This is a genomic window from Serratia sp. BW106, from assembly GCF_002607755.1.
GTDB classification, from domain to species: domain Bacteria; phylum Pseudomonadota; class Gammaproteobacteria; order Enterobacterales; family Enterobacteriaceae; genus Serratia; species Serratia proteamaculans.
In genome coordinates, this window is sequence record NZ_MCGS01000003.1 from 159319 (window position 1) to 179441 (window position 20123).

General features: G+C 51.8%; 19 protein-coding genes. 8 read left to right on the top strand and 11 right to left on the bottom strand.

The window, feature by feature from the left end; genetic code table 11:
• Window positions 1-90 precede the first annotated feature (90 nt).
• Window positions 91-1809: a penicillin-binding transpeptidase domain-containing protein gene (locus tag BEI65_RS02350; RefSeq protein WP_099061951.1), complete on the top strand. Its 1719-nt coding sequence runs from the start codon at window positions 91-93 to the stop codon at window positions 1807-1809.
• A gap of 31 nt (window positions 1810-1840) precedes the next feature.
• Here the strand turns inward: BEI65_RS02350 and BEI65_RS02355 are convergent, their stop codons facing one another.
• From BEI65_RS02355 to BEI65_RS02370, 4 genes are all read right to left on the bottom strand, one after another.
• Window positions 1841-3079, bottom strand: coding sequence for a hypothetical protein (locus tag BEI65_RS02355; RefSeq protein ID WP_099061952.1), 1239 nt, complete (start codon window positions 3077-3079; stop codon window positions 1841-1843).
• Window positions 3080-3520: 441 nt separating this feature from the next.
• A complete protein-coding gene (gene osmB, locus BEI65_RS02360) occupies window positions 3521-3733 on the bottom strand; it encodes an osmotically-inducible lipoprotein OsmB (RefSeq protein ID WP_085116717.1) in 213 nt (70 codons plus the stop codon).
• Window positions 3734-4097: 364 nt separating this feature from the next.
• Window positions 4098-4391 carry a hypothetical protein gene (locus tag BEI65_RS02365; RefSeq protein WP_099061953.1) on the bottom strand — a complete coding sequence of 98 codons (294 nt, stop codon included), beginning with the start codon at window positions 4389-4391 and terminating at the stop codon, window positions 4098-4100.
• Window positions 4392-4722: 331 nt separating this feature from the next.
• Complete coding sequence (locus BEI65_RS02370) at window positions 4723-5268, bottom strand: LuxR C-terminal-related transcriptional regulator (RefSeq protein WP_099061954.1); 546 nt, start codon at window positions 5266-5268, stop codon at window positions 4723-4725.
• Window positions 5269-5892: 624 nt separating this feature from the next.
• Between BEI65_RS02370 and BEI65_RS02375 the strand changes: the two genes are divergently transcribed.
• A complete protein-coding gene (locus BEI65_RS02375) occupies window positions 5893-6027 on the top strand; it encodes an AcrZ family multidrug efflux pump-associated protein (RefSeq protein WP_099061955.1) in 135 nt (44 codons plus the stop codon).
• 39 nt (window positions 6028-6066) lie between these two features.
• Here the strand turns inward: BEI65_RS02375 and BEI65_RS02380 are convergent, their stop codons facing one another.
• The 7 genes from BEI65_RS02380 to BEI65_RS02410 all read right to left on the bottom strand — a co-directional run bounded on the left by BEI65_RS02380 (window position 6067) and on the right by BEI65_RS02410 (window position 14175).
• The gene (locus tag BEI65_RS02380) at window positions 6067-6828 is read right to left on the bottom strand and encodes an amino acid ABC transporter ATP-binding protein (protein ID WP_099061956.1); all 762 of its coding nucleotides are present in this window, start codon (window positions 6826-6828) and stop codon (window positions 6067-6069) included.
• Window positions 6825-7742, bottom strand: coding sequence for an amino acid ABC transporter permease (locus BEI65_RS02385; protein WP_099061957.1), 918 nt, complete (start codon window positions 7740-7742; stop codon window positions 6825-6827). The genes BEI65_RS02380 and BEI65_RS02385 overlap by 4 nt, the downstream gene beginning before the upstream one ends.
• Entirely contained in the window at window positions 7739-8653 is a 915-nt protein-coding gene (locus tag BEI65_RS02390) for an ABC transporter substrate-binding protein (RefSeq protein WP_099061958.1), read from the bottom strand. The genes BEI65_RS02385 and BEI65_RS02390 overlap by 4 nt, the downstream gene beginning before the upstream one ends.
• 16 nt (window positions 8654-8669) lie before the next feature.
• Complete coding sequence (locus tag BEI65_RS02395) at window positions 8670-10007, bottom strand: LLM class flavin-dependent oxidoreductase (protein ID WP_099061959.1); 1338 nt, start codon at window positions 10005-10007, stop codon at window positions 8670-8672.
• Between the two features lie 17 nt (window positions 10008-10024).
• Window positions 10025-11344, bottom strand: coding sequence for an MmgE/PrpD family protein (locus BEI65_RS02400; RefSeq protein ID WP_099061960.1), 1320 nt, complete (start codon window positions 11342-11344; stop codon window positions 10025-10027).
• A 276-nt stretch (window positions 11345-11620) separates the two neighbouring features.
• Complete coding sequence (locus BEI65_RS02405) at window positions 11621-12484, bottom strand: alpha/beta hydrolase (protein ID WP_099061961.1); 864 nt, start codon at window positions 12482-12484, stop codon at window positions 11621-11623.
• Between the two features lie 161 nt (window positions 12485-12645).
• A complete protein-coding gene (locus BEI65_RS02410) occupies window positions 12646-14175 on the bottom strand; it encodes a PLP-dependent aminotransferase family protein (RefSeq protein ID WP_099061962.1) in 1530 nt (509 codons plus the stop codon).
• Window positions 14176-14358: 183 nt separating this feature from the next.
• On the opposite strand from BEI65_RS02410, the gene BEI65_RS02415 reads away from it, so the two are divergent.
• Genes BEI65_RS02415 through BEI65_RS02440 form a run of 6 tightly spaced genes read left to right on the top strand, consistent with a single transcriptional unit; the run spans window position 14359 to window position 20079 of the window.
• Entirely contained in the window at window positions 14359-15831 is a 1473-nt protein-coding gene (locus tag BEI65_RS02415) for a hypothetical protein (RefSeq protein ID WP_099061963.1), read from the top strand.
• 13 nt (window positions 15832-15844) lie between these two features.
• On the top strand, window positions 15845-17125 hold the full coding sequence (locus tag BEI65_RS02420; protein ID WP_232518961.1) for an acetyl-CoA carboxylase biotin carboxylase subunit family protein: 1281 nt from the start codon (window positions 15845-15847) through the stop codon (window positions 17123-17125).
• Complete coding sequence (locus BEI65_RS02425; protein ID WP_099061965.1) at window positions 17113-17820, top strand: class II glutamine amidotransferase; 708 nt, start codon at window positions 17113-17115, stop codon at window positions 17818-17820. Before BEI65_RS02420 ends, BEI65_RS02425 begins: the two co-directional genes overlap by 13 nt.
• A 4-nt stretch (window positions 17821-17824) precedes the next feature.
• Window positions 17825-18625 carry a hypothetical protein gene (locus BEI65_RS02430; RefSeq protein ID WP_099061966.1) on the top strand — a complete coding sequence of 267 codons (801 nt, stop codon included), beginning with the start codon at window positions 17825-17827 and terminating at the stop codon, window positions 18623-18625.
• Window positions 18626-18654: 29 nt separating this feature from the next.
• Window positions 18655-19152, top strand: a complete 498-nt coding sequence (locus tag BEI65_RS02435; protein WP_099061967.1) for a YbaK/EbsC family protein — start codon at window positions 18655-18657, stop codon at window positions 19150-19152.
• Window positions 19153-19167: 15 nt separating this feature from the next.
• Window positions 19168-20079 carry an EamA family transporter gene (locus BEI65_RS02440; protein WP_099061968.1) on the top strand — a complete coding sequence of 304 codons (912 nt, stop codon included), beginning with the start codon at window positions 19168-19170 and terminating at the stop codon, window positions 20077-20079.
• Window positions 20080-20123 lie beyond the last annotated feature (44 nt).

Sequence of the window (20123 nt, forward strand, 5' to 3'; positions counted from 1 at the left end):
TTACTTTCTTACAAACTGCAATCTTCTAAAGATTTTTGTCAGGGTAGACTGAAATCATTACATAACTTTAATAAAAACGCAGGGTTAACAGTGGCGCCATCAACAAAAAAAAGCGGTAAAAATTATTCCACCCTTCGCTTTGGCTGGATTTGCGCCGGGATACTGGTGTGCTTTTTCCTGCTGGCGTTCCGGGTCGGCTACTTACAATTGCTGGAGCATCAGCAATTGGCTGACCAGGCGGATCAGCGTTCGATCCGCACCCAGGTGCTGCCGACCAACCGGGGGATGATCACCGATCGCAATGGTGAAGCTTTGGCCGTGAGCGTGTCTTCAAGAGACATCGTGCTGGATCCCAAGCATATTCTCGACACCCATACCGATCTGACTAATGAACGTTGGCAGAGTCTTGCCACCGTGCTGAAAATGCCACTGACCGAGGTGCAGAAGCTAATCCAGACTAACGCCCATAAGCGATTTGTCTATCTGGCGCGTAAGGTTGAAGATGATAATGCCAGCTATATCAGCAAGCTGCATTTAACCGGTGTCAGCACGGAGCAGGACTTCAGCCGCTTTTATCCGATGAGTCAGGATGCCGCCGGGTTGATCGGTATTGTCGGGCAGGACAATCAGGGGCTGGAAGGCATTGAGCTGGGCTTTAACCACCTGCTGCAAGGCAAGAACGGCGTCCGCGTCTACCAGAAGGATGGCAGCGGGGCGGTGATTGGCGTGATCAAAAACGTCGACCCTGTGCCACCGCCGAACGTCACGCTGAGCATCGATAAATTCATCCAATACGTGTTGTATGCGCAGATCCGCGACGGCGTGGTGGCGAATCAGGCCGACTCCGGCTGTGCGGTGTTGGTGAAGGTGAATACCGGTGAAGTACTGGGCATGGCCAGCTACCCGTCATTTAACCCAAACAACTATGCCAATACGCCAACGAAAGACATTCGTAACGTATGCAGCAGTGACAGCTTCGAGCCGGGCTCTACGGTGAAACCGATTGTGGTGATGGTCGGGCTGGAGCACCACTTGATTAAACCGGATACCGTGCTGGATACCACGCCTTACCGGGTCAACGGCCACCTGATCAAGGACGTGGGCCACTGGTCGAAGCTGACCATTACCGGCGTGCTGCAAAAATCCAGTGACATTGCCGTTTCACACATCGCACTGGCGCTGCCGGCCACCGTACTGCCGGCGGTTTACAAAAGCTTTGGTCTGGGGCTGCCAACCGATCTGGGCATCGGTAACGAGAGCAGCGGCTACTTGCCGCAGCACCGTGAGCGCTGGGCGGATATCGAACGTGCAACCTTCTCCTTTGGCTATGGGCTACGTGTGACGCCGCTACAAATGGCGCGTGAATATGCCACCATCGGTTCCTATGGGGTTTATCGACCCTTATCGATCACCAAGGTCACTCCACCGGTGATGGGACAACGCATTCTGCCAGAAGATACGGTAAAAACCGTGGTGCATATGATGGAAAGCGACGCCTTGCCGGGCGGCAGTGGCCTCAGCGCCGCCGTGCCGGGTTACCGGTTGGCGATTAAAACCGGTACCGCCGAGAAAATGGGGACCAACGGGAAATACGACGGCGGGTATATCAACTACACCGCCGGTGTGGCCCCGGCCAGCGATCCTCAGGTGGCACTGGTGGTGATGGTCAACAACCCGAAAGCTGGTAAGCACTTCGGTGGTTCGGTGGCCGGCCCGGTGTTCGGCAAAATTATGGCCCAGGTACTGGAGCATATGAACATCCTGCCTGATGCCCAGCCGCTGAAGGTGGTATCTCAGGTTAAGGGGTGACACAAAGCCCCCTCGATGGAGGGGGACCGGATCAGAAGTAGTAGCCGATGTTCACGTTGGAACGAAAATACCATTTATTGCTGCCGGAGGACTGGGTGCTGGTCCAGCCGGTGGCGTTTTCGGCTCCACCCCAGGGGTTGGCATTTTGCGCCCAGGTCAAATCAACCCAAACCATCACCGGCATGGCGAAGATCTGTACCCCCAGGGTATTCATTTTAGAGTCTGACCCGCCGTCCTTATCCTTCCACAGCACGCTGTAGTCGTTATAAAAACGCAGTTTTTTTACCGGTCCCCAGGGCACTTCGACATCGCGTGCCAGGTTGATAGACGCGGTAGTGGCCTGTGCCGGAATCAAATAGGCTGGGGTCAGGCCGTTGCCGCCCATTAAAATCACCGAGTTGTTTGCCCCCTCAGGCCCCTTGGCATCATAAGAATAACGGATAACCTGAGTCGACAGATGCCATGGATCGTGGTTCACCAACGCGTGCAGGCCTGCCGCCCAGAAAGAGCCATTATCCCCAGTGGCATGATTATAGAGCCGGGAGCCTGCCAGCGAGCCGCCGAGCTCGTTGTTCCAGTCACCCTGATGGAATTCACGCGTCAGACGCAGGTTAACCTGGTCGCGTTTCTCGTTGGATTGCAAATGCTGCGAGCCGTAGTTGGTGTTTTTCAGATCGTCATAATTGCCCACCTCCGGCGCATAGCGCACGCCTGCCGGCATCATGCGGGGAAAATAGGCTGCATCGAACGCCCAAGCATTGTCATGGTATTGATATTTGGCACCCAGCCCGTTATTAACACCGAAACCGAGGTAAAACGGGATGCCGTAGGACCAACCAAACTGGGGATAGGGCTGCAAACCAAAGGGTTTGAACGGCGCGCCAAGCTGTAGGTCCGAGTTGCCAGTCAGGTGATAACCGACATAAGCACGGTCGATAGCGTATTTCCGGTGATCCTGAAACCAAAAACCAGAATCAAAGAATGCGTCATTATAATTGGCGCTGGTGTCGATGCGGAAGGCGTCAAAACGCAAGTGCGGCGGGTGGCGGTAATTGCTACTACCCCAATCCTCATAGCGGTAATTGGCACGCAATGCTCCACCGATATCAATGTTTTTCTTATTATCTTCACTTTGCCAATGAAGGTGAGGAAATACCGGGCTGCTCTTTTTTACCGGCGACCCGGTGACGAGTTTATCCTTGTCTGGTGTGGTGGTGTTGGCGTAACTCATTGGTGATAAAAGTAAAGTTATGATGATGGCCTTACGCATGGCTTTCCCCTGATCAAGACTGACTTTTTAAAAACGAGCGCGTTCCGCCATAAAATAATGGAAGCGTTGCTTGGGTTTTATATATGAGACAAGATTTGGTTAAGTATTTATTATTTTAACTTTGAGTAAGTTTCAAATATGAAACTTTGTTCCACATTTAATATTGGAACTATAATCCTGACATGGTGTAAGTCAAGAAATAAAAATAGCAGTGCGAATAAAGCGAACATTGCTCACGAAAGGTCAGTTGCCAGGTCACGGAAAGGTGAGGGAGTACGTGGGTAGGACCAGGAATTTTATTCTGGTTGGGTTTTATGAGGGTAATAAAAACCACTACTGAGTTTCTTTAATATTAATAAATAATGGAATGGCATAGATTTCAGGTCGATTACTTTAAACAGACAATAACCGACCTGAAACTGATATTTTTTGCTGTAAGGATCAGCGGCTGGTCTGGTGACCGATGATGCCGCCCAGCGCTGCGCCGCCCAAGGTCCCCAGCGTGCTGCCGTCGGTCAATACTGCACCACCCAATGCACCTACGCCGGCGCCAATAGCAGTGTTGCGATCGCGGTGAGACATATTCCCGCATGCAGTCACGGAAAGCGTTGCCATGATAACAACCATTACGCCTGCAGCACGTTTAATGTTCATAAGAGTTTCCTGGTAAAGTTGCCTAATTAACAGACAAAGAAAGCACTGGTTAATCGGCCGGTAAAAGTTGAGATGAATGTATTCCTGCGAAAGAAATTAGAATAGGTAAATATTCTTAATTTTTAGCATTCGGATTTTGCCGATCGGCTTCCCGCATTCGTTATGACGATAAAATGAACAGCCTGACTGCAGGACCGAAACAATGGCATGTCACCGGCACCGGGCCGGATAACAGGACTGGCCAGCAGAACTACACGAGTTACAAGCGACATTGACAACGGCATGCCTTGGTTTGCATTAGGGGGAAGAGACAGGGGCTTCTGCCCTCAAGAGAGGGCATTGAAGTTATTTTATAATGATTGACTTAAAGTGAACTCAGAAACCAAATAAACCCACAGACCACCAGCCAAAATAAGCCGCTGACAATAAATACGCCATGCCAGGCATAGCGTTCAAACCACTGAATAGGTGTCCTTTTTATTTTTACCGTTGATGTCGTCATCTTGCTATTGATAGTCAAAGATATCAAATTGCTGAATATCCCCCGTTGATGTTTCTGGAGGGTGAAATTTCTGTTGGCTGACTGTGTTTTTTTAAAAATCACTGGCGTGTTTTTTATGAGTGAGGTGCTGAGATGTTTCTTCGTTTTAATTTTCACCTGTCTCTCCCTGAAACAAATATGTAACAATTTGACCATGTATATCTATTTTTAATAATGCTTTCGCGATAACGATAAGCTGCGTCCATTATTTTTGCACAAACGGGCGTTTACTCACTACTTCATTCCTGCTGTTTGTTTTTGATAATTGCTTTTTAAAATATATTGAATTATATATTTCCATTTAAATCAAACGGATGTGGCATATGTTCCATGTGAAACAAAATTAAATTTTGAACATAATGTGAGTATATCCAGGGCGAGATAGCTTATGAACAGAGACCTCTGTGCACCAATTCAAAGGACATCAAAAATCTCTCTTTAGGCCGTCTCAACCTGAGGGTGATGCTTCACTGCCAGGTTTTGGCCAGCCAGACCAAGATCTCAGCAACACCCGCGCCTGTTGGGGGGCCAGTGCGAATAACGCCACATCATTATTCAGCCCCAGCTTTTGCATTAATCGACGTTTCTGATAGCTGACCGTTTTCACGCTACGTCCTTGTTGATAGGCGATATCTGTCACGCTTAACCCCGTGAGCAGGGCATTCAACACCAACTGTTCACGGGGAGCCAGTAACCGACGACGGACAGTAATATCCGCGCTCAAGGGGGGGCCGAGTAGAGCCCCCAGGGCATACAACATGGCATTGCTGGTCAAAGAGAGTCGAGCCATGGCCGCCTGCTTTTGGTTGCTGACGGTGCGGATATCGCGCTTTAATCTCCAGGCAATAGTGGTCAGAGCCTGACCGCTGAGTAGGGCCTGCATAATAATGCGTTCATTAGCGGTCAACAGATTAGCAAGTTGGGGCGGCAATAGCGGCAGAGGTATGGGTTGTTTGCCGTGAATATCGGTAATGGCAGGTTTCGGTAGTATCATGGTGATGTTTCCCTGGTAGGGGCACGCCTCTTTTTTGGCAATATGTGCATATGGACTGAGTCCGCGGCCAAGGGCATTGGCAAAAAAATAAAAGTTAATTTTTTAGGTATTTAATTAAAATGCCACCGGCATGATCTGAATTTTTCTTTGTTTATCATCATAGATATCTCCCTGAAATAATCTTGTGAAAGGTCATATGTATTTATGATTCTTGGCTATGAATTTGTGGGGGATACCCTACGCAATTATTATTATTTTCGCATAAACATATCTTTGGTGAATATTTCATTCTTGCTGTCTTCCTACAATAGTTGCTTTGTTGGGGTATTATTTTATGTATTTTCAATATGAACAAAACCGGGGCGTTGGTTCTTGCAGGCGAGAGCTGCTGGGGGTTCTGTCAGGATGGCGCAGTGATTTTCAGTACCTGGCTTGAGGGACAATCGGCTGGCAGGAAAGAGCATTTTTTTGTATTGCGGTAATGCAACTGTGTAAGTTACATTAGCGACGTTAGGGTGTGATCTGCATCACAGATTGAAATCAAGCAACAATAACCTTAAGAAAACTCAGGGAAATATTTTTTCCTGAGAAGGCTTTTCTCTGCTTAAAAACCAGGTGACGACGATGTTAGAGATGATTGAGAGTTTGGCAACCGTGGTGGTCCTGGTACCGGTAATGATAGCCGTGTTACTTGGCTCGATTTATGGCCTGGGTGAGCTGTGTAATCTTTTCTCCGCCATAGGCAAAAAGAAAGACTGAATTTAATGATCAGGGGGCGCAATGCCCCCCGACGCAGGTTTAGAGCACGGTGGCCAGAAAGTCACGCGTTCTCTGATGCTGCGGCGCATCCAGTACCTGCTGCGCAGTTCCCGTCTCCACCACTTTCCCCTGATCCATAAAGATGATTTGATCTGCCACCTCGCGGGCAAAACCGATTTCGTGCGTCACTACCACCATGGTCATGCCCGAATGCGTCAGGCCCTTCATGACCTGCAGCACTTCACCCACCAGCTCAGGATCGAGTGCGGAAGTCGGCTCATCGAACAATAACACCTCGGGGTTCATCGCCAACGCGCGGGCAATCGCGACCCGCTGTTGTTGACCGCCCGAAAGTTCGCGTGGCCAGGCGTGGATACGGTGTTCCAGCCCGACGCGGGTCAGCAGGGCCTTTGCCCGTTCCAGCACCACAGATTTCTTTTCCTTTTTAACCAGCAATGGCGCTTCGGTGACGTTTTCCAGCACCGTGCGGTGGGGGAACAGATTGAACTGTTGGAATACCATGCCAATACTTTTGCGTTGTTCGGCGACCTCACGTTCCTTCAGTTCATACAGTTGATGACCTTTTTGGCGATAGCCGATGAGCTGTTCACCCACGCGAATAGTGCCACCGTCGAGTTTCTCCAGGTGGTTGATGCAACGCAGCAGGGTCGATTTCCCCGAGCCGGAAGGGCCGAGGATCACCGTGACCGACCCTGCCGGGATCTGCAGGCTGATATTCTTCAGCACTTCGGTGCCGGAAAAGGACTTCCGCACCTGATTAATCACAATGGCGGCGCTCATGATTCTGCTCCCTGTGCCTGGCTAACCGGGGCCTTACGGCTGCGGAACAGCCAGTTGCTGCCCGTGGCCTGGCTGCCCCGACCAAAGTAACGCTCAACGTAGTGCTGGCCGACCGACAAGATAGAGGTCATCACCAGATACCACAGCGTAGCGACCAGCAGCAGCGGGATCACCTCGTAGGTGCGCTGGTAGATGATCTGCGCCGAATACAGTACGTCCTGCAAGGCAATCACCGACACCACCGCGGTGGTTTTAAGCTGTCCGATCACCTCATTCCCGGCCGGTGGCAGAATTGTGCGCATGGCCTGTGGCAATACTACTCGCCACAGGATCTGCCCACGGCGATAGCCAAGAGCCTTGGCGGCCTCCAACTGACCGCTGCCGACGCTTTGGATACCGGCACGCACAATCTCTGCCGCATAAGCCGACTGATGCATTACCAGGGCGATCACCGCCGCGCTAAAGGTGCTGATAATGGTGTTGGTCGGCGCGCTGGCGACTTCGCCCAGAAAGGGGAACCACAGACTGATACGCGGGTAGAGCGCGGCGATGTTGTACCACAGGAAAAGCTGCACCAGCATCGGTACCGCGCGGAAGAACCAGGTATAGAACCAGCTCACTGCCACCAACACCGGGTTGGCCGACAGGCGCATCAATGCCAGCACTACGCCGCCGGCAAAGCCGAAGAACACCGAAATTACCGTCAGTTTCAGCGTCATGATCACGCCGTTGATAATCGAGTCTTCGGTGAAGTTTTCCGCCACCACCGCCCATTCGAAGCGCGGGTTGTGCACCATCGAATTGGCGATGATGCCGAGGATCAGCAGCACCAGCAGCGCGCTGAACCAACGCCCATAATGCCGATGACCGACGATGCGCAGCTCGGCATCGTCGATGGGGTGTTGCCCACTCATTTTGCGATCTCTTCGTTGATACCGGCAGTTTTCACCGCACCAAAACCGATATCCCAGCCGTCGAGGATTTTCTGGTAGCTACCATCGGCAATCAGCGAGTTCAGCGCCGCCTGCACCGGTTTCACCAACTCGGAGCCCTTTGGCAAGGCAATGGCGACGGTGGTGCCTTCAATGTTGATGTCGCCGGCCAGTGCCAGCGGCTTCACATGAGTAGCCTGGTAACGCAAGCCTTCATAGGGGCCGAAGAACATCGGTACGCGACCGCTGATCACCGCCTGAACGCCGGCCGGGCGGTCGGGGAAGATCGGAATAGTGATAGCCGGTTTGCCGTCGCTGACGCATTGATCGCTGGCTTGCTGCAAACGGGTGATCTGCGAAGTGCCGGCACCGGCACCGACGGTCTGACCACAAAGCTGTGCCAAATCGGTATAAGGACCAAGTGCCGCATCTTTACGGGCAATCAGCGCCAGTTTGGAGGCATTGTAATAGCCGACGAAATCGACCTGCTGGAAGCGTTTTTTGTTGGCGTCGATGTTGGCCAGCGCCACGTCATAGCGGCCGGATTTCAGGCCGGGAATGATATTGTCGAAGCCGCCGGTATCCTTCCAATGGATCGCTACGCCAAGACGATCGGCAATCGCGCTCATCACATCAATTTCGCGCCCAGCCAGCGTTTTATTGTCCGTTTCATAGAAAGTGGTTGGCGGGGTATTCGGGTTGGTCCCCGCCACGATGTAACCGGCCTTTTTGATGGCTTCTGGCAGGCTGTCGTGCAGCGCTGGATCGGCGCTGGCTTTTACTGCGGCACGGAAGGGCACATCGCCTTCTGCCGCAAATCCGTTGGCCAGCGGAGCCAGTGTGCCAGCGACCAACAGCAGGGACAGTGCGGTGCGTTTTGTGGTGATTTTCATGATATTCCCCTGCGAATTAAGCCGACTTAACGTTGGCGAAGTTGATTGCCGGTTGCGGCAGGCCCAGGTTTTCACGCAGGGTTGAGTACTGATACTCCTCACGGAACAGGCCACGACGGCGCAACTCCGGGATCACCAGTTCGACGAACAGCTCCAGTTGGTTCGGCAGCACGGCAGGCATGATGTTAAAGCCGTCGGCACCTTGCTGTTCCAGCCACAGTTGGAAGTCATCGGCGATCTCTTCGGCGGTACCAACCACCACGCGATGTCCTCGTGAACCTGCGGCAACGGCGGCCAATTCACGCAGCGTCAGATTTTCACGCGCGGCCAGATCGGTCAGCAGTTTCACCCGGCTTTGGCCGCCTTCGGTCGCACCCACGTCCGGTACCGGACCGTCGAGCGGGAAACCGCTCAGGTCAAAGCCAAAACGGGCAGACAACTGCTCAATACCATTGTCGATATCCACCAACTGATTGAGTTGGTACCAGGTTTCCTGTGCTTCGGCCTTGGTGCGGCCGATGATCGGCATCACGCCCGGCAGGATCAGCAAGTGATCCGGGTTACGGCCGGCATCGGCGACAAATTTCTTCTGGCTGCGGTAAAACGCCTGGCCTTCTTCCAGCGTGGCGGCAGCGGTAAACACCACCTCGGCGGTTTCAGCCGCCAACTGCTGCCCGGCCGGTGAGGAACCGGCTTCGATAATCACCGGACGCCCTTGTGGCGAGCGCGAAATGTTCAGCGGTCCCTGTACCGAGAAATGCTTGCCCTTGTGGTTGGCGGCATGGATTTTCTCGTCAATGGCGTAAACGCCGTTTTCTTTGTCACGCACGATGGCGTCTTCTTCCCAGCCGTCCCACAGTTTGTAGCTGGCCTGCAGGAATTCGCGCGCTACTTCATAGCGCTCGGCGTGCGAAGGCAGGTCGTCACGGCTGAAGTTGCGTGCCGCATCGCTGGAGAATGAAGTCACCACGTTCCAGGCTGCACGGCCGTGGCTGATATGGTCAATGGAAGCCATGGCGCGTGCCAAATGGAAAGGCTGGTCGAAAGTAGTGGAGGCGGTGGCCGCCAGCCCGATATGGCGGGTATTGACCGCCAGCGCGGCCAGCAGCGTCAGCGGCTCCAGGCGTGACATCGTAGACGGCAAACGGTGCACGCTGGTCGCCAGCGCATCACCGACGAAGAACATGTCAAAGGTGCCTTCTTCGGCCTTTTGAGCGATCCAGGTAAACCAGTCAATGTCGGTCGGTGAACCGCTGGCACCGGCGGCACGCCAGCCGCCGACGTGGTGACCCAGCGCCTGAACAAACAGGCCGAGACGTAATTGACGCGATGGTGTTGAAGGTGAAGTACTCATAATTATTCCTATATTTATTATTGGTTTAGTAATTTTATTAAGCGGAGCAGCGCCTCGGGCTGCGCTAACGCGCAATCACCCATCACGCTGTCGCTGTCCAGATGCGGCATCAGTTGCAGGATGCTGCGCAGCTTGGCGTTGACGTCGGTTTGGCGGGCGGCCGTTTGCTTTCTGGTGACAACGTCACTAAATTGACGGCCATCATGCAAAGTTAAGGTCACGCGGTGGAAGCGTAACTCTGCATCCAGTTCATCCGGCGGGGCCGTCAGGTCGGCATGGCGTTCAACCCTTGCCGCCAGAGCGGCAATCACCGGGTCCACCGGATTTTCGCCGTAGTGCATCAGTGGCACGGCTCCGCTGTACAGGGCATCGGCGATGACGTATTCCAGGCTGAAACGTGCTTCAACCCCGTTTGACGGACGACGAATATAGGGCGCGGTATCGGCACCAGGCGGAAAACTGACCTGAATGTGGCTGATTGCCGCAGGAATATCGGCAGAGGGAATACCTTGTTCGATCAGACGCTCACGCAGGTTGAATGCCGCTTCGGCGGCGCTGTGGGTGCCGCCGCAGGTCGGGTAGCGTTTAAACTCCAGACCCGGTTGCAGAATGCGCCACGGCGCGCCCCAGTCGGCGGTCAACAACTCTGGCCGTTGCCTTCCATCACCGTGCGAGTGCAACAGGCTGTCTATCACGCCTTCTGGCTGGCCGGCAAAGCCCGCCTGTGCCAGCAGCACCGCATTGACCGCGCCACGCGCCGCCAATCCTGCATGCAGCGGTTTGGCTGCCGAACCAAACTGGCTGCGTAACCCGGCGGCCTGGGTGGCGGCCAGCCCGAGGGCGATCTGCGTTTGTTCGGGTGTCAGCTGTAAATAGCGTGCCGCTGCCGCACTGGCGGCCACCGCCCCGAGGGTAGCGGTGCTATGAAAACCTAATTGATAATGCTGAGTCCCGGCCGCCAACCCCAGTCGCCCGGCGGCTTCCACGCCGACCACATAGGCGCTCAGCAGCGCATGTACATCAGGTGTATCGCCGGTCAGCGCCAGCAGCGCAGACAGCACCACCGTAGTTGGGTGGCCGCGTAGCGCAGGGTGATAATCATCAAAATCCAGTGAGTGGCTGACATAGCCAAAGTACAGCGCGCGGTTCTCTGCCCCGATGGGCGGGAATACCGATGTCACCGCCGCCAGGCCGCTGTCGGTGAGTGCGCCCTGGGCGACAGGCAATGCGCAGGCGAAATAATCCATCAGCCCGACACGGGCGGCCGACAGGGCGGAACCCTCGGGCTGGCTATTCAATACCAGACGGGCAAATTGAGCGGTAATTAGCGATGACAAGATATAAAACCTGATTTTTTATGCGGTTATGCGCTGGACTGCGATTCAGATTTCATTGTGTGGTGATTTGAACGCACCCGAAAGAACGAACGGGACTTTGATATTTCAAAATGGAATATAGAAGGGGCTGGATAGCGCAGAATACCGAAGGAATAGGCTGTCGCGCCTGCCTTAGACATTTTTGTGCAAAGCAAAGCTGGAATTGAGAATAAGCAGCCACTACGGCGCTCAGCATCAGGCTTTATCACCGGATGAACGCCGTAGTGAGCGATGACGTTATTTAATCATCGCCATCACACGTTTGAACATGGCGCTGTCAGCATTGGCCAACTCATTCACCAGGGTGAAATGGTTGCTGTGCCGGTCTTCCAGCAGGGTGACATCAAGCCCTTTCTCGCGGCAGGCGGTGTAATAAGCCAGCGTCTGGTTCTTAAATCCCTGGGTTTCTTTGGCCCCTACGTCGAGCAGGATCTGCGGTGCATTGGCCTTTTCCGGCAGCATAAACAGCGGACTGAGCGTTAGCGCCTGCTCCGCGGTCAGGCGCATCCAGTCATTCACGTAGATATCACACAGCGGGCGAATGTCGAACAGGCCGCTCAACGCCAGTGCGCCTTTAATCACATTCACCGGCAACTGATAAAGGTGCTGCCAGTCATCGGCGATCAGCATGCCACTCAGGTGGCCACCGGCCGAGCTGCCACTGACAAAAATACGCTCGGGATCGATGCCATATTGGCCGGCATGGTGGTAAAGCCAGGCTATCGCGCTGCGCACCTCGCGGACGATTTCCGCCAACGTAGCTTCCGGTTGCAGGGTATATTCCAGCGTCGCCACCGCTACGCCGTGACGGGTGAAACTGGCGGTCATCGAACAGGCTTCTTCTTTGCGCTGGGAATGCCAATAACCGCCATGAATAAAGACCAACAGGGGCGAAGGCTGGGTGGCGGCCGGGAACAGATCAAGGCGTTCGGCAACGCCCATGCCGTAGTGAATGTCATAGATCCCCGGCGTTTGTGCTTTGGCCTGGGAGGCCAGCGTCGCATATTGCGCCATGCAAGCGTCAAAATCTTCTACCGAAGCGCGGGCGTTGTATTGCTCGGCACGCACGGACAGGTCATCAAACAGCAGATCGATTTTCATCTTGTCTCCTTGTGTGGTTCCTCATCATCTGCCTGAAGCGGATTTGAAGTTTGATCCTTAATGCTGACCGATGACATGGCGTCATATGCATTAATAAACTGCATAGGCTGCGCCTTCCGCCATATCATGGGCTGACATAGGCGGGGTCGCTCACTGAGAGCTTAGTCTCCAGGAAACCCGGTGCGGCTCAGTTTGTTCACCCAGATATATTCAAGTCCACCTGTGGGCTCATCCGTTGCGCCCGATGACTTCGCTTCCTGCGATTGAATACACCATTGTGCAAGCTGCGCTATCGCTTGTTCTACTTCCTCGTTGTAACCAAACCCGGCGTTTAGACGGAAGCAGTGATCATAGCGATCATCCGTGGCAAAAATATGCCCGGGGGCAATGCCGATTCCTGCATTGCGAGCCTTTATAAACAGGGTTCGTACATTCAGGGTTTTTTCCGGCATTTCTACCCACAGCACATATCCCCCCTGGGGGGTAGAAACTTTTGTCCCCAAGGGAAATTTCTGTAGTACTGCCTGACGGATCTTGCCAATCTGGCTGGCCAGCTCACGCCTTAGCTTACGTAGGTGGGCATCATATCCGCCATTTCTGAGTAATTCACCAATGGTTGCCTGAGATAATATTGGTGAGCCCATGGTTGAGGTATATTTCAACGAAGTGATTTTACGCATGTAATTGTTACTGTGCACCCAACCAATGCGAACACCAGGCGCTACAGTTTTAGAAAAACCACTGCACAGAATGACGTGTGGGCTAAAGGCTCTCATTGGAAAAGGCCGCTGTTCGCCAAAGGCTGTATCACCAAAGATATCGTCTTCAATAATGATTACATCGTTTTCATCCGCTTGTCGGGCGATGTATTCTTTTTTATCGTTCGGTATGATTTTTCCCAGAGGGTTATTAACATTGGCAAGGGTAACAAATACCTTAACGACTTTTCTCTGGAAAAGCGCAACCAGCTTTTCGCTGTCAACATAGCCTTCTTTACAGGCGTCGACTTCTATCACACGTAAGTTGAGATTGCGTAGCATTTGTAATAAAACGAAATAGCAAGGTGATTCAACGGCGACTGCATCCCCCGGTTTTACTGTTGCACGCAGCGAAAGCGAAAGAGCTTCAATGCAGCCATTGGTCACTAAAATGTTATCCGGGTTGATATTGCACCCATAGTCTATCGCCCGTCGGGCTATTTCCGCTTTTAACGGCGGATAGCCGGTACCTTTTACCGTATCCCCTAGTAAAAATGGCTTACTGTAACCCAACTGCCGCATGATCAAACTCAACTTCTTGATGGGGTACAGAGAGCTATCACCGTTGGCCAAATCCAAACGAACGCGGCAATTTTCACCTACCATGGCCATGTGCAACTCCGTTTGCTCATCAAGTGGCGCAATTTCGTGCGGTTGCTCGATGACGACAGGCTTCATTTGTTGAATGTGCTGCTGTGGCGCGACAAAAAAACCGGATTTGGGTTTTGCTACTGCGTAATGTTCATCTTCCAGAGTGCGCAAGGTTTTTAACGCGGTTGTCAGGCTGATACTGTACTGAGTGGCTAAGGTTCTCACTGAGGGCAAACGAGTATTGGGAGGAAATAAACCCGTATGAATCGCCTGCTTTATCAGCTCAGTAATCTGACGATATCGGCTGCTCTGTTTTCTTGGTTCCGCCTTGTCGATAGGCATCTGTTCCACTCCATTTCGATCCGATCTGTACGTATAAAAGAGGTTACTTTGATAGTAGTTTAATTATCTAGGTTTGGAAATGATTGAGTTATATCATTTCTTGTCAATAGTCTTTTCTTTTGGTGAAAATATTCCAGGCATTAGTTTCGAGGTTAAATGACGAGTTATTTATAAGGGTAAAATATGAGTGGTCTCTCAGGGATGATGGCGGGTATTGAAAAGTATCTTTCGCCATCTATTATTTTTTCCGCTAAAAAATGTGCGAAAAGATTGATGTCGACCTTAAATGACGGGAAGGGCAATCGCCAGAAAATAGTCTTGCTCGCGTATGGCGGAGGAAAAGATAGTAGTTATATGGTCGCTTATGTTCGGTATATACAAGGACTGATATTGGCCGAGCAAGGCGATACTTTTCGCCTGCGAATTAGCACCAATCGTCATGCGGGTATGAATGATAGTGTGATGGAGAATATTGACAGGGTATATCGTGCGCTGCATATTCACGGTGATGAGTTAGTGGAATGTTTAATAACTGATGGTTTATTGATTCGCCCTTTCGACCGTTATTTGAGTATGCCGGATGCTGTACGCTGGCAAAACCGTACGGATGCTTTAATGAATGGCCACCGATTTCAAGCCGATGCGCGTTCAACTTTTTGCAACGCCTGTAATCTGAGCATGGTGAACTCGTTCGGACTCGCCGCCCATTACGATGGAGGCGCTGATATCATCATCACTGGCGACTCCCCCCAGGAGCAAACGGCTTATGCCGCCTGGGCGCGTCACCTTTCCCGCCTGTTTGAAGCGCCAAAAGCACAGCATCATCACGGATTCTCAGGTTTTCTTGAAACGTTGGACAGCGTGGCGAAAGCGTATTTTGGCGACATCTACGGTGCTGAAAATGTCACTTCTGCCCATCGCATTACCTTCAAGCTGGCGCGTGACCCCCTGTTCTTCAATATCTATCAGGATACGGCCTATGAGGCGGGGGCACACTGGGCCTTGTTAAATGATTTCATGAAGTTCAGTTTTGATCCGCTGATGTTCAGTTTTTCCGAATCGGATTGCGGCAATCCGACGTTGATGGCGCATATTCGCGGATTGCGAGCGGAGACGTTGTTGAAACGTAGCTATCCCGAGGGCATTCGTGAATATGTTCGTTTTGCGCTGGGGCTTATGCAGCAGAAAGATTTTCCATCGCACTTAATCGCTGAAATGGCCCTACGCTATCAGGACGATGATGCCATTGCCGGCCAGCGGCAACGTGCCGAGCAGTTTGCGTTGGATGCTTTCAATTTCACGACCCAACAGCTGGTATGCATGATCTATTCACCGTTTACCGAGCGGGGAAAAAATTTGGCGTCTTACCTGGCGCAGGAAAACCTCCGTTTTTCGGAAAGTGCGATTCGTGCTCTCCTTGAGGGAAGCGATGAACCGAACTGCATCTCTCTGAGCCAGGATTTGCAGCAACTTTCCGGTCTCACTTTGCCTCATCTGCGTCAGTGTTATCGCAGTAAGCTGGTGAGCTCATTATTGGAGGGCAAATCTACCGACCCACTGGCACGCATACTCCGTTTTGATCCGCATAAGGCCGTTATTCAGGTTAGCAATGGTGTAACGCAACGAGTTGCCAGAGAAGTCATTTCTGGGCGTTAATCAAAGAGGCCAAATGATGAAAAACATCTTTCTGCAAATTGGGGCGACACGTGATGGGCAAAACCCTTACTGCGAAGTGGCTCAACGTCAGGGATATTTTACCGTGCTGATCGAAATGGGGGACTTTATTGACTATCAGTCGCTATGCATAGCATTACCTTTCGATATGATTTTGCCTGTCAACCACCCCGAGAATCCCGTTGAAGTAATGCAAGCCTACATGAGCGCCGGGTTGTTGCAGCAACCTCAGGTAGTGTTAGCCGGTTTTGAGGCCTATAACCAAAGTGCAGGTTGTGTGCGGGCAATGGGCAGCCACTCACCCGAACACAATCGCTTTATCCCGTTGGATAAGTATGCTCAACGTATGGCTTTAAAAAAGGCCTGCGCAGCCTGCTTACAACCAGAATTTCGTTTTTTTTCCTCAGTAGCCAGCATTAAAAGCGCGCGAGATGTTTTAGCTTACCCTTGCGTCATTAAGCCGGTCGATGGCGGTGGCGGTCTTGGTATTTGGCTGGTGAAATCGCCGGAGGATTTGGATACCGCCGTCGATCAGCTTGCGACCACCATGAACTATGGTGGCCGCTCGTTCTCCGGGTTTATCGTTGAAAGTTACCTGCAAGGCGAAGAGTATTCGTTGCAAGGCGTGGTCTGTAATGGACAGCCATGGGCGTTGACCTGTTGCCAAAAAGTTATCGAAATAAGGGAGCATAACGACGGCAACATCAGTTTTTATGAATCAGGACATGTGGCCGTCAGCGCCAGTCAATTGCCTGATTCCTTTATCAACTTGATGTGGCGCTGTTGTGAGACCTTTGATTATCGACAAGGGGCGTTCCATATCGATTTCATCGTGTTTCAGGGGGGGCCGTATTTCCTCGAAATGGGCTTTCGCTTATCGGGTATGGGCGTGGTTAATCTGGTGAGGGAGACTACCGGTCTGAACTGGGCAGAGATCGCCTTTAATATTGAGCAGGGCAAATCGTTTGAGAGTCTTGCCGATTTACAGCACTCGCATGCTGTGGGGCAGTTACGCCTGCGTCAGGAAGCCTGTCTTTCTGCTGCCGAGTTATGGGTACGCCAACATCAACGTGGCAGTGTGTTGCCGCCCATTCATTTTCTGCAACTTAATGTCACCAGTGAATCCTCTCTCTATGCTGACTTGAGCCGCCATGCCGGTATCTTGGGTACGCTGCGTCTGACGGCCCCTGACCAGCAAGAGATCCTGACGGTCTTCAACAATATCATGGCAAGGGAGCGGACATCCGCGAACTGGGGGTTATCATGTGCAGAATGATCCTGGCGCGCGGCGATTTTTCGGTGCAGCAGGTCATGGAAGCCGCGCGGGCCATGTGCTGCGGCGAAACAGCGCGGCATGATGGTCCTATAACGAAACATCCTAATGGCTGGGGGTGTCTGTGGTTGGATAATGGGAAGGTGCGCACACTGCATGGTACAGAGACCTTCGCCGATGCGCTGCCGGGGATTGATACCGCCAGTATTCGCACCCATTTTCTGGCGATTCATGTACGCCACGCTACGTTGAGCAAAAATAGGGGCGTCCAATTTTCGCATCCGTTATTTCGGCTATGTAATAGCACGCCATGGTATCTGATGCATAACGGTTTTTTACCAACCGTTTATCCGCACCTTGGCTTGCATGCCTCGCATTTCGATTCGGAGGAATATCTGGAATATATCGTCGGTCGTATAACACCGGAGGATTTAACGCGTCCTTACCTTGTAGGAAAAATGACGAAGCTGGCACCTGGCGGTAGCTCTGGCAACGCTTTTTTCATTACAGATGATAAAGCTTGGGCTTGGCAATGGCATGCTGAAGATACACTGTTCCCGCATTATTTCACGATGCACATGTATCGGCATGGCGATACGCAATACATAGCATCGGAGCAAATTTTGGCTCTGGGGGAGGCGTGTCATTGGCGTCAGATGCACAATCATGAACTGCATGAAATATCCTTGAGGGAGTAAACCTATGGCCGCCTTACATCAAATCCGCGTGATTGAACCGACGATGCTTGTGGAGCCTGACTGGCTTGAGGACATTATTACAGCACGTGTGCCGTTGCTGGTTTTACGCAACTTTCTGCAAGTGGAAGTCAGAGAAACCGTCATTGGTGAGTTACAGCAATGTCGAGAAAACATTCGGGTTTCTCATTACCCAAATGGAACGCTGACTACCCTGGGGCCATATTTGGCCAAATATACCTCCGCACCGGAAAATTATTTTACGGAATTGCGCGATAGCTTACCTTTATTGCCAAAATCACTCATCTCTTTGCAGCAAAATGTTTATCAATGGGTCAAGGAGGTGTTGAAATTAGACGCGCTGGATACGGCTTGCGAAGCACAGTATGGCCCTTATTCCGGTTCAATCGTTCGATTTCATGCTAATGGCGTGGCGAACCCGTTGCATAGCGATCACATCGTTCGCGATGCTGCCGGTACTGGTTTGACCGTCACGGCAATTCGACACCAGCTTAGCTGTGTCGTCTGCCTGCAGGAGTGCAACGATGGCGGTGCCTTGCGCATCTACAACAAGAAGTGGCGGCAGGAAGATGAGCGTTTCAAAACGTCAGGTGAACTGGGTTACCGTGATGGCATAAAAGAGGGATGTGAAAGTTGTGAATTCCGTCCGCTCAGTGGCGACATCTATCTCTTCAATCCGGCTTATTACCATGAAATAGATCGTGTCGTCGGCGATACGCGCATCACCATGGGTTTTTTCTTCGGAATTACAGATGAAAATATGAAGCGGGCAATCGCCTGGAGTTAACAGTGATTTCCTGTGAAAAGAGGTTTTCTATGACGACGTTTGAGAAGATTACTGATTTGCTGAAGTCGCATCAGGTGGCATTTGACATTATTGAACATCCGGCAGAAGGTCGGACCGATATTATTAGCGAAATACGTGGCAATCACCTTCAGCAAGCCGCAAAGGCCATGGTTTTGCAGGTGATTAATGGTTCGGCGCTGCTACAGTATGTTCTGGCGATTGTTCCGGGCGACAGTAAGGTCAATTTCAAAGGTGTTGCCCGTTTAATGGGCGGGAAAAAGTCCAGCTTTGCGCCATCCGAAGTGGCGCAGGAGCTTACGCAGTGTCAGATGGGGGCGGTTCCTCCTTTTAGCTTCAACGACGCGCTGGTGCTGCGTGTGGATGAACGTCTTTGTCGCGTCGGAAGGTTGTATTTCAATGCCGGTGAACTGGATAAATCGATCTCACTGAGTGTTGACGATTATTTCCGTGTGGTAGGTCGGCATTGTATCGGTGAGATTGCCCTCTCGGTATCAGCGAACGAGTGATGGGAGGAAGGCCCCATGTCAGTTAGAGATATTCTGTTGGCTCTCTGTGTGATTGTGGCCTGGGGGGTTAATTTTGTCGTGATAAAAATGGGGCTTCAGACGATGCCGCCGTTTTTATTAGCTGGTTTGCGTTTCGCACTGGTGGTCTTTCCGGCCGTATTCTTTGTTAAACCACCAAGGATACCGGTCCGCTGGCTAATGGCGTATGGCATGACCATCAGCTTTGGCCAGTTTGCCTTTTTGTTTTTGGCGATCAAAATTGGCATGCCGGCAGGGTTGGCATCACTGGTGATACAAGCACAGGCCTTTTTTACCCTTTTGTTAGGGGCCTTAGTGCTTGGCGAAAAATTGAAGTGGAATCATATTCTCGGAATTGTGATCGCTGCGATTGGCATATTCATACTGGCCACGGCAGGTATGGCAGGGCCGTTCTCTGGGGGCATCACGCTTACCGCCATGATGTTAACCTTAGCCGCAGCGCTGTCGTGGGGGCTTGGCAATATTACCAATAAAGTGATCATGCGTAATAACTCAGTGCCAATAATGTCACTGGTCGTTTGGAGTGCGTGGGTGCCGATAGTCCCATTTCTCGCCTGCTCCTGGCTGTTTGAGGGCAAAGCCGCTATCACTGATAGCCTGATACATATCCAGGTGAAGACTATTATTGCCCTGATTTATCTGGCGTTTATTGCCACTATCTTCAGTTACGCTATCTGGGGGCAGTTATTAAGCCGCTATGAAACCTGGCGTATTGCGCCGTTGTCATTGTTGGTGCCCGTCGTCGGGATCTTGAGTGCTGCATTAATTTTGGGGGAAAAGTTGTCGACCTTACAATTTGCTGGTGCCCTGGTGATCATTGCAGGTTTGTTGGTTAATGTTTTTGGCGGCCTGCTAACGTCGAATCGAAATTCATTTCAACAACGTTGACTGATCCTTTATGGTTCGATTCGTGAGCTATCCTACAGTCGCTT